At 59.2% G+C, this 10,177-nt stretch carries 11 protein-coding genes; 9 read left to right on the top strand and 2 right to left on the bottom strand.

Features of this window, described 5'->3' with window-relative positions:
* The first annotated feature begins 83 nt into the window (after positions 1-83).
* From MHX52_RS10375 to MHX52_RS10065, 3 genes are all read left to right on the top strand, one after another.
* On the top strand, positions 84-491 hold the full coding sequence (locus MHX52_RS10375) for a ribbon-helix-helix protein, CopG family (protein WP_370642249.1): 408 nt from the start codon (positions 84-86) through the stop codon (positions 489-491).
* Entirely contained in the window at positions 424-690 is a 267-nt protein-coding gene (locus tag MHX52_RS10070) for a type II toxin-antitoxin system RelE/ParE family toxin (RefSeq protein WP_239318065.1), read from the top strand. The genes MHX52_RS10375 and MHX52_RS10070 overlap by 68 nt, the downstream gene beginning before the upstream one ends.
* A gap of 142 nt (positions 691-832) precedes the next feature.
* The gene (locus MHX52_RS10065; protein WP_070487176.1) at positions 833-1,402 is read left to right on the top strand and encodes a vitamin K epoxide reductase family protein; all 570 of its coding nucleotides are present in this window, start codon (positions 833-835) and stop codon (positions 1,400-1,402) included.
* A gap of 28 nt (positions 1,403-1,430) precedes the next feature.
* Here MHX52_RS10065 and nadE read toward each other — a convergent pair whose 3' ends face one another.
* Positions 1,431-2,381 carry an ammonia-dependent NAD(+) synthetase gene (nadE, locus tag MHX52_RS10060; RefSeq protein ID WP_080722703.1) on the bottom strand — a complete coding sequence of 317 codons (951 nt, stop codon included), beginning with the start codon at positions 2,379-2,381 and terminating at the stop codon, positions 1,431-1,433.
* Positions 2,382-2,567: 186 nt separating this feature from the next.
* Here nadE and ykgO point away from each other — a divergent pair, with 186 nt between their 5' ends.
* The 4 genes from ykgO (at position 2,568) to nrdE (ending at position 6,091) form a co-directional block, all read left to right on the top strand.
* Complete coding sequence (gene ykgO, locus MHX52_RS10055) at positions 2,568-2,690, top strand: type B 50S ribosomal protein L36 (protein WP_005511141.1); 123 nt, start codon at positions 2,568-2,570, stop codon at positions 2,688-2,690.
* A gap of 387 nt (positions 2,691-3,077) precedes the next feature.
* The gene (gene nrdH / locus MHX52_RS10050) at positions 3,078-3,308 is read left to right on the top strand and encodes a glutaredoxin-like protein NrdH (protein ID WP_011273153.1); all 231 of its coding nucleotides are present in this window, start codon (positions 3,078-3,080) and stop codon (positions 3,306-3,308) included.
* A gap of 78 nt (positions 3,309-3,386) precedes the next feature.
* Positions 3,387-3,830, top strand: coding sequence for a class Ib ribonucleoside-diphosphate reductase assembly flavoprotein NrdI (gene nrdI, locus MHX52_RS10045; protein ID WP_035005017.1), 444 nt, complete (start codon positions 3,387-3,389; stop codon positions 3,828-3,830).
* A 98-nt stretch (positions 3,831-3,928) separates the two neighbouring features.
* On the top strand, positions 3,929-6,091 hold the full coding sequence (gene nrdE, locus MHX52_RS10040; RefSeq protein ID WP_083293765.1) for a class 1b ribonucleoside-diphosphate reductase subunit alpha: 2,163 nt from the start codon (positions 3,929-3,931) through the stop codon (positions 6,089-6,091).
* A gap of 112 nt (positions 6,092-6,203) precedes the next feature.
* Here the strand turns inward: nrdE and MHX52_RS10035 are convergent, their stop codons facing one another.
* Positions 6,204-6,692: a ferritin gene (locus MHX52_RS10035; RefSeq protein ID WP_049049676.1), complete on the bottom strand. Its 489-nt coding sequence runs from the start codon at positions 6,690-6,692 to the stop codon at positions 6,204-6,206.
* Positions 6,693-7,034: 342 nt separating this feature from the next.
* Here MHX52_RS10035 and nrdF point away from each other — a divergent pair, with 342 nt between their 5' ends.
* Complete coding sequence (gene nrdF / locus MHX52_RS10030) at positions 7,035-8,030, top strand: class 1b ribonucleoside-diphosphate reductase subunit beta (protein WP_239318064.1); 996 nt, start codon at positions 7,035-7,037, stop codon at positions 8,028-8,030.
* Positions 8,031-8,335: 305 nt separating this feature from the next.
* Entirely contained in the window at positions 8,336-10,033 is a 1,698-nt protein-coding gene (gene ctaD / locus MHX52_RS10025; RefSeq protein ID WP_035005012.1) for a cytochrome c oxidase subunit I, read from the top strand.
* The last annotated feature ends 144 nt before the right edge of the window (positions 10,034-10,177 follow it).

The raw sequence follows: 10,177 nt of genomic DNA, 5'->3' as shown, positions 1-10,177 counted from the left end.
ATGTGGCCGGAGGTGCGGGATGGTGTGGGTAATAGCTTTCGGGGAGCTATTCTTTGGTGATTTGTGGTGTGTGGTCTGGGGTTATGGTGGCATGCGGACACACTTTTCTTTACTTAACCCTAGTCTGTAGGTGCCGTAGACGGAGTGACCCGATAGTGACACGGTCTAGATTTTCTAACGGGGGGGAGCGTAGAAATATGGGTATGAACGGTGCAGTGATTAATTTGCGCATCGATGATGAGCAAAAGAGACGATTGGATAGGTTGTCCCAGAGGACGGGGCGGCCCAGTTCCTTCTACGTGCGTGAAGCCTTGGGGGCGCACCTTGCGGAGCTTGAGTATCTATACGCCTTGGAGGATGAAGCGGCTCGAATCCGTAGAGGGGAAATTGAGACCGTTTCGCTGACGGACCTGGAGGCCGAATGTGACCTGGGAGATTGGATTCTCTCCCCGCGCGGCCAAAGCATACAAGAAACTAGACAAGCAGAATAGAGATCGCGTCAGCCATTTACTTAGGGAAGTCTCTGAGCTTCCGAACCCTCGATCCCGAGGCAAAGCATTATCCGGAAACAAGGTTGGATTGTGGCGATGGAGGGTGGGGGATCTCCGGATCATTGCCGATATTGTGGACGAGGAGATTGTCGTTATCGTCGTCGATGTGGGGCATCGGTCGAAGATCTATACAGGGTAATCCACCGTGCTAATCTAACCTCGTTGGAAATCGCCCAGTTCCTCGATGGACGGCGACCCCAAACCGGTTCACTCCGCGCCTGAAAGCGCCGATGTGAGCGCAGTGGGACGTGAGGGCGTCAGTAAATAAAGAGAGCGAGCACATGAACGGTTTAGGTGCTACGAAACGCTTCGGCTACACCTTCCTGGTGCTATCCACGATCGGGCTGGTTTTCTCCACGCTGATCATGCACGACAAGCTGCAGATGGCGCTGGATCCTAACTTCGAGCCGGCGTGTACTTTCAACGAGGTCATCTCGTGTACGGATGTGATGGCCTCGGATCAGGCGGCTACGTTTGGATTCGCAAACCCATTTATCGGAATGATCGGTTTCCCGGTGATGATGACCCTCGCCGTGATACTGATCGTCGGCGCGAAACTTCCTCGCTGGATGTGGTACTGCACCTTGGTCGGGTTGGCTCTGGGGGTGGTGTTTGTGCACTGGCTGGCCTACTCCGCGATCTACTCCATCGGCGCGCTGTGCCCTTACTGCATGGCCGTGTGGGCGGCGACCCTACCGATGTTTGTGATGACGTTGGTGCACATCCAGCGCGAGAAGCGGCGCGAGGCGGGGGAGGATGTTCCGCACTCCGCGCTGGGTATGCCGCTGGTGGTGGTTATCGCCTGGTTCCTGGCGTTTACCGCGCTGATTCTGGATCAGTTCGTTTTCTAGCTGCGCCACGGCTCAGCGGTGTGGGGGCCTAGCTGCGCCACCATTCGTCGTGCGGGGTGACTGGCAAGTGCCGCTTGTGGCGCGAGCGGAACCATAGCTTCTCGATGTGCTCGGCGACCTGCGGGTCGATGTCGGCAGCGCCGTTGGTGCTCTCCAGGTAGTCGTCGAGCTGCGTGTACGTCACGCCCAGCGCCTCCTCGTCGGGGAGCGCGGGGCGGTCTTCCTCCAGATCCGCGGTCGGCACTTTCTGCCACGTGCTGTCCGGGGCGCCGAGGTGCTGCAGCAGCGCCGCACCCTGCCGCTTCGTGAGCCCCGCCAGCGGCACCAGATCCGCCGCACCGTCGCCATGCTTGGTGTAGAAGCCGGTGACTGCCTCTGCCGCGTGATCCGTGCCGACCACCAGCGCGCCGAGTTCGCCCGCCAGCGCGTACTGCGCGATCATGCGTTCGCGCGCCTTGATATTGCCCTTGTTGAAGTCGCTAACCTGCGCGATGCCGAGGGCCTCGCTCGCCGCGCGCGCCGATTCGTCGGTTGCGCCCTTGATATTTACTGTGACGCCCATACTCGGCGCGATAAACTTCAGCGCCACCTGTGCGTCTTCCTCGTCCGCCTGGGTTCCGTAGGGCAGCCGCACGGCGCAGAAGCGGTAGGGCTGGGGAGTATCTGCTTGCTCTGTCTGCTGGGCTTGTGTGCCTTCCTGGTTGAGGCGCTCGACCGCCAGCTGGCACAGCCTTCCCGCCAGGGTGGAATCCTGGCCGCCGGAGATTCCTAGCACAAGGGCGTGAACTCCCGTGGCCTGCATGTAGTCGGCGATGAACTGCACGCGACGCTCTACCTCTTTGGCGGGGTCGATGGTGGGGCGCACTCCCAACTCTGCGATGATCTGCGCGTGTAGCGGGCGCGCGCCCGGGCGCTCGGCGCTGCTAGTGCTGCCGGGGTTGTCGGGGGTGTGGTTCGGCTGGTTTGCGGAAGGGCTCATGGGTTAGATGCTAGTCCGCAGGGGAGTGCGGGGTGCTCGGGTAGTCTATTTGCACTTATTTGGTTTTGGAGTCGGCGATGGGTAAACTCATCGTTTGTGTTTGTGCCGGGCGGCATAAGCGGGCTTTAGCCTGTTAGCCTGTACTGCCTGGCGATGTAAGAAAGTCGATGAGGAAAGGAGCGCCCGATGAAGGTCCGCAAGTCCCTTCGGTCGCTGAAGAACAAGCCGGGCGCTCAGGTCGTTCGTCGCCGCGGCAAGGTCTACGTGATCAACAAGAAGGAACCCCGCTTCAAGGCTCGCCAGGGCTAAGAACCACAAGGTTCCACTTCCCCCGTCTTCCGCTGAGAGTGCTTAAAGCACCGCGGAGGCGGGGGATTTTTTGTCTCAAATCCCGGCTTTGAAATTACAAACATGTTTTTTATGTGGCTAGATGTAGTGGTGGGATTTTTCCCCACCTGCGAATACTCAAGATGTAACTACTAGATATTGTGTTTCAGTTTTAAGGAAGCCCCAAAATGTTGTGTTTTAGCGGTTGTCTTACACGCATGTGATGTGTAGTCTTAAGCAAGTCGATGAGGGGCGATGAAGGCACAGTACGCCTGACTATCGCCCGCCGAGGTCGTTGCTACGGCCAGCGTAAAGACTGACAAAGACCAACACTGATAGCGCCCACGAACCAGGAGAATGACAGCCACCATGATCACCGTCTACACCAAGCCCGCATGTGTTCAGTGCAACGCCACCAAGAAGGCCCTCGATAAGGCCGGTCTGGAGTACGAGCTCGTTGACATCAGCCTCGACGATGAGGCTCGTGACTACGTAATGGCGCTGGGTCACCTGCAGGCTCCCGTGGTTGTCGCCGGTGAAGATCACTGGTCCGGCTTCCGCCCGGATCGCATTCGTTCCCTGACCGCCAAGGCTGCTTAACCCCCGCGCGTCGCTTCGCCTTCACCGTCTATCAGGTGGGGACTATTTTTGCGCGCGCCACTGTCTGAATGAGGCTCAATGCTAATCACGTATTTTTCCTCCACGACGGAGAACACTCACCGCTTCGTGCGCAAGCTCGGGTTGCCTTCCTCCCGCATCCCTCTAAAGCGTAATGACGCCCCACTGCTCGTCGACCAACCGCATGTCTTGGTCGTGCCGACATACGGCGGGGGAGCGGGAATGACAGGCGACTACGCCCGACCAGTTCCAAAGCAGGTAATCAAGTTCCTCAACGTGGAGCAAAACCGCAAGTGGCTGCGCGGGGTGATCGCCGCGGGGAACATTAACTTCGGGTCGGACTTTGCCAAGGCCGGCGAGGTGATCTCCGCTAAGTGCCAGGTGCCGTACCTGTACCGCTTTGAGCTGATGGGAACGGAGGAGGACGTCCACCGAGTGCGTGAGGGATTGGCGGAGTTTGAGGCCTCCCTGCGGCACGAGGGCCGGTGGGATCTGGCGAGCTGACCCGCCCCGCACATGTCCGGGGCACTGATTAGAATCGAAACGAACACACGAGCGCGAGGCATTTTTCTTAGCGCGAGTTTTTGAGGAGACGCATACACATGACTGGCACCGAGCTTGGCAAGACCGTCCAGGAGCCCGTTGACCAGCGGGAGCAGCTGGATTATCACGCTCTGAACGCGATGTTGAACCTGTACAACGATGCAGGGGAAATCCAATTCGACAAGGACCGCGAGGCTGCAAACCAGTACTTCCTGCAGCATGTCAACCAGAACACCGTTTACTTCCACGATCTGGAAGAAAAGGTTAAGTACCTGGTGGACAACGAGTACTACGACCCTGAGGTGCTGGATCAGTACGAGTTCAGCTTTGTGAAGTCTCTGTTCAAGCAGGCTTACGCGAAGAAGTTCCGCTTCCAGTCGTTCTTGGGTGCGTACAAGTACTACACCTCCTACACGCTGAAGACCTTCGACGGTCGCCGTTACCTGGAGCGTTTCGAGGATCGCGTGTGCATGGTTGCGCTGGGCCTGGCGGCGGGGGATACCGAGTTGGCGTCCAACCTCGTCGACGAGATCATGGACGGCCGCTTCCAGCCTGCAACGCCAACCTTCCTCAACATCGGCAAGAAGCAGCGCGGTGAGCCGGTTTCGTGCTTCCTGCTGCGCATCGAGGACAACATGGAGTCCATCGGCCGCTCCATCAACTCCGCGCTGCAGCTATCCAAGCGCGGCGGCGGTGTGGCTCTGCTGCTGTCGAACGTGCGTGAGGCCGGCGCGCCGATCAAGCACATCGAGAACCAGTCCTCCGGTGTGATCCCCGTGATGAAGCTGCTGGAGGATGCCTTCAGCTACGCCAACCAACTGGGTGCCCGCCAGGGTGCCGGTGCGGTCTACCTGAGCGCGCACCACCCGGACATTTTGCGCTTCCTGGATACCAAGCGCGAGAACGCGGACGAGAAGATCCGCATCAAGACCCTTTCGCTGGGCGTGGTGATCCCGGACATCACCTTCGAACTGGCCAAGCGCAACGACGACATGTACCTGTTCAGTCCGTACGACGTCGAGCGCGTGTACGGCAAGCCGTTCGCCGACGTCTCCATTACCGAGCACTACGAGGAGATGGTGGAGGATCCGCGCATCCGTAAGTCCAAGATCAACGCGCGTGCATTCTTCCAGACTCTGGCGGAGATCCAGTTTGAGTCGGGTTACCCGTACATCATGTTCGAGGACACGGTTAACAAGGCCAACCCGATCGAAGGCCGCATTACCCATTCGAACCTGTGCTCCGAGATTCTGCAGGTCTCCACCCCGTCGGAATTCAACGCTGACCTGACGTACAAGAAGATCGGCGACGATATTTCCTGCAACCTGGGCTCCATGAATATTGCGAAGGCGATGGATTCGGAAGACTTCTCCAAGACCATCGAGACCGCCATCCGTGGCCTGACCGCCGTGGCGGACCAGACTTCCATCGACTCCGTGCCGTCGGTGCGCCAGGGCAACGACAACTCCCATGCCATCGGTTTGGGTCAGATGAACCTGCACGGCTTCCTGGGGCGCGAGCACATTCACTACGGTTCTGAGGAGGCGCTGGACTTCACCAACGCCTACTTCGCGACCGTGATGTACGAGGCTCTGAAGGCCTCCAACAAGATCGCCCAGGAGCGCGGCGAGAAGTTCCACAACTTCGAGAACTCCCAGTACGCCACCGGCGAGTTCTTCGACCGCTACGATCCGGCCGACTTCGCCCCGAAGACGGAGCGTGTGCGCCAGATCTTCGGCAACTCCAGCATCCACGTGCCCACCGCACAGGACTGGCAGCAGCTGAAGGAAGACGTGCAGGCTCACGGCCTGTACAACCGCAACCTGCAGGCCATCCCGCCGACGGGTTCGATCTCCTACATCAACAACTCCACGTCCTCGATCCACCCGATCGCCTCCAAGATTGAGATCCGCAAGGAGGGCAAGATCGGCCGCGTGTACTACCCGGCTCCGTACATGACGAACGAGAACCTGGAGTACTACGAGGACGCTTACGAGATCGGCTACGAGAAGATCATCGACACCTACGCTGTGGCCACGAAGTACGTGGATCAAGGCCTGTCGCTGACCCTGTTCTTTAAGGACACCGCCACCACGCGCGATATCAACCGCGCGCAGATCTATGCATGGCGCAAGGGGATCAAGACGATCTACTACATCCGCCTCCGCCAGACGGCCTTGACCGGCACCGAGGTTGAGGGCTGCGTCAGCTGCATGCTCTAAGTGGGGAGGGGAGCGGCCTGCTCTAAGTGGAGGGCGGCCTGCACCGAACACGAAAAAGCCGACTGGGAGGAATCCCAGTCGGCTTTTTCTTTCTCTGGCTTCGTATTAACTGTTAGCGGTTGCCCAGCTCCGCGTCGATGCGCAGCAGGCCGGAACCATCGTTGCCCACCAGCTTGATGCGGTCGATGATGGCGCTGACGGTGGCCTCCTCCTCGATCTGCTCCTCCAGGAAGAAGTTCAGCAGGTTGCGGGAGTCGATGTCGCCAACCTCGTCGGCGGTCTTCACGAGGTCGCGGATCAGCGCGGAGACCTTACGCTCGTGCTCGAGGGATGCCTCGAAGGCGTCCAGCGGGGTGGAGATCTTCAGGGAAGGCATCTCAACAGTCTCGATGTCCACGCGCGCGTCGCGGTCCAGCAGGTGCTGCGCGAACTTCTGAGCGTGCTCGCGCTCCTCGTCAGCCTGCGCCTGCATCCAGCTGCTCATGCCGTCGAAGGAGAGGCGATCCAGCTCGTAAGCCAGCTGCGTGTAGACCAGCGCAGCCTGGTGCTCTGCGGTGACCTGTTCGTTCAATTGCTTTTGAAATTTCTCGTTGATTTCCATGCAGCTCAACGTACTCAGGGTTTATCCAATCGGCTAGCAAACGCAGGCTACCCTTATTTTATCAATGCAGGTCAGAGCCTGTTGTTTAGTCGGTGAGGCTGTCTTTACTTAGGCTGCCCTGTAAACCAATCCTGACGTGCTCTTTAGGTAGTGACGCCCCCAGCTCCGGGCTGAAATCGACTCCAGTGCGCGCTGAGGGCGTCATTAAGAAAGACCCCCAAAATGGGTGTAGTGGCCGAGGGGTAGGCGCGTCGAGGAAACGGGGTATGATGGGGCGAAGTGCACAAGCTGAGGGTCAGCGAGAAAATCAGCACGTTTTGTGAAGAAGGAGACACGCAAGCGATGAGTGCGCACGCACCCCACACTCCCGTACACCGCGTCGACGGCGATCCGGTATCCGCCATCAACTGGAATAGCATTCCGGACGAGAAGGACCTGGAGGTGTGGGATCGCCTCACCGCCAACTTCTGGCTGCCTGAGAAGGTGCCGCTGTCCAACGACGTGCCCAGCTGGTCCACGCTGAACGACATGGAGAAGCAGGCGACCATGCGCGTGTTCACAGGCCTGACCATGCTGGACACCATCCAGGGCACCGTCGGTGCGGTGAAGCTGATCGAGGATGCGGCCACCCCGCACGAGGAAGCAGTGATGACGAACATCTCCTTCATGGAGAGCGTCCACGCGAAGTCTTACTCCTCTATCTTCATGACGCTGGCCTCCACGCCGGAGATCAACGATGCTTTCCGTTGGTCCGAGGAGAACGACAAGCTGCAGAACAAGGCGAATATCATCCTCGACTTCTACGAGGGTGAAGATCCGATGAAGAAGAAGATCGCCTCCGTTCTGCTGGAGAGCTTCCTTTTCTACTCCGGTTTCTACCTGCCCATGTACTGGTCCTCGCACGCGAAGCTGACCAACACCGCGGACATTATTCGTCTGATCATCCGCGATGAGTCCGTGCACGGCTACTACATCGGCTACAAGTACCAGCGCGCACTGGAAAACGAGACTCCGGAGCGCCAGGAGGAGCTGAAGGAGCACACCTTCGACCTGCTGCTGGAGCTGTACGACAACGAGGCGCAGTACACCGAGGATCTGTACGACGAGCTCGGCTGGACCGAGGACGTGAAGCGCTTCCTGCGCTACAACGCCAACAAGGCGCTCAACAACCTGGGATATGAGGGGCTGTTCCCGGCTGACGAGACTCGCGTCTCCCCGGCGATCCTGTCCGCTTTGAACCCGGGTGGTGACGAGAACCACGACTTCTTCTCCGGCTCCGGCTCTTCCTATGTAATTGGTAAGGCTGAGAACACCGTCGACGACGACTGGGACTTCTAGTAGGCGACTCATATGCGGCGACTTCTAAGTGGCGACTTCGAAGCCGCCGCATAGCTATCACCCCGGTTAGCACCCCCGAAAACGTGGGATCTGTTAGCTGAGCACCGTCCACGGCTATTGAAATGCGCGTTGACGGGATACTATGTAAGCATTCTGCGTCTGTTCGGGTCGGTTGTTGACGAAGCCGACCCAGCGGGAACAGGGTAGAGGAAACATTCTTTTGGGTGACCAGCTCAAGGAATCCTGTGAGTCGCTTAAGGCTCGCAAGAGGAAAAGGGCAGGTCACGCGTAGTCAGGAGGAACTAATGACCGCAGTAGCGCCTAGGGAAAGCCATGAGGTTTCCCCGGCTCGGCCTGCGCCTTTCGGTGAGGCACCGCGTGGCAGCCTCGCATGGAAGATGCTGACCACGACCGACCACAAGCTTCTGGGCATCATGTACCTAATCATGTCCTTCACCTTCTTCATGATTGGTGGCTTGATGGCCCTGCTGATCCGTATCGAGCTTTTCTCTCCGGGTCAGCAATTCCTGTCCAATGAGCAGTTCAACCAGCTGTTCACGATGCACGGCACGATCATGCTGCTGCTGTACGGCTCCCCGATGGTGTTCGGTTTCGCGAACTACATCCTGCCGCTGCAGATCGGCGCGCCTGACGTGGCATTCCCCCGCCTGAACGCCTTCGGCTTCTGGATGACCACCGCCGGTGGTGTCGTTATGCTGCTCGGCTTCCTGACCCCGGGTGGTGCTGCTGACTTCGGTTGGACCATGTACATGCCGCTGGCAGACGCTACGCACTCTCCGGGTGTGGGCTCTGAGCTGTGGATCCTGGGTGTCGGCGTTGGTGGTATCGGTACCATCGCTTCCGCTGTGAACATGATCACCACCATCCTGTGCCTGCGTGCGCCGGGTATGACCATGTTCCGCATGCCGATCTTCACCTGGAACATCCTGGTTACCTCTCTGCTGGTTCTGCTGATCTTCCCGCTGCTGACCGCTGCAGCCCTGGGTGTCTTCTACGACCGCAAGCTGGGTGGCCACATCTACGACGCCGGTAACGGCGGCGCTATCCTGTGGCAGCACCTGTTCTGGTTCTTCGGCCACCCTGAGGTTTACGTCCTGGCACTGCCGTTCTTCGGCATCGTGTCCGAGGTCTTCCCGGTGTTCTCCCGCAAGCCGATGTTCGGCTACGTCGGCCTGGTGTTCGCAACCCTGTCGATTGCTGCACTGTCCATGGCCGTGTGGGCGCACCACATGTTCGTGACCGGCGCCGTGATGCTGCCGTTCTTCTCCTTCATGACGTTCCTGATCGCCGTGCCGACCGGTATGAAGTTCTTCAACTGGCTGGGCACGATGTGGAAGGGCCGCCTGACCTTCGAGACCCCGATGATCTTCGCGGTCGGCTTCTTCGCCACCTTCCTCTTCGGTGGTCTGACCGGTGTCATGCTGGCTTCCCCGGCTCTGGACTTCCACGTTTCGGATACCTACTTCGTGGTTGCTCACTTCCACTACACCCTGTTCGGTACCGTGACCTACGCTTCCTTCGCTGGTATCTACTTCTGGTTCCCGAAGATGACCGGTCGCATGCTGGACGAGAAGCTGGGCAAGATCCACTTCTGGCTGGTTACCATCGGCTTCCACACCACCTTCCTGGTGCAGCACTGGCTGGGCAACATGGGTATGCCGCGTCGTTACGCTGACTACCTGCCGACGGATGGTTTCACCACCCTGAACCAGATCTCCACGGTTGGTGCCTGCATCCTGGCGATCTCCATGATTCCGTTCCTGTGGAACGTCTTTAAGTCCTACCGCTACGGCGAGGTCGTCACCGTTGATGACCCGTGGGGCTACGGCAACTCCCTGGAGTGGGCAACCTCCTGCCCGCCGCCGCGCCACAACTTCAACTCCATGCCTCGCATCCGCTCCGAGCGCCCGGCGTTCGAGCTGCACCACCCGCACATGGTCAAGCGCATGCGCGACGAGGCTCACGTTGGTCGCCACTTCTAAGCGCACTTTCTAGTGACGCCCCCTCACCCGGCCACTGCCCAGCGCAGTCGCTAGGTGCCCGGCGGCTGGCCAGGCTTTAAATCCACACCTCAACTACGCGGGGTGTGGATTTTTGCATTCCCGGGGTCTGGGCCTGCATCCTGG

This window comes from Corynebacterium sp. ACRQJ (assembly GCF_022346045.1).
In the GTDB taxonomy this organism is placed as follows: domain Bacteria; phylum Actinomycetota; class Actinomycetes; order Mycobacteriales; family Mycobacteriaceae; genus Corynebacterium; species Corynebacterium evansiae.
Note: the sequence above shows the minus strand (reverse complement) of the source record. Positions and strands in the feature narration are given on the sequence as shown.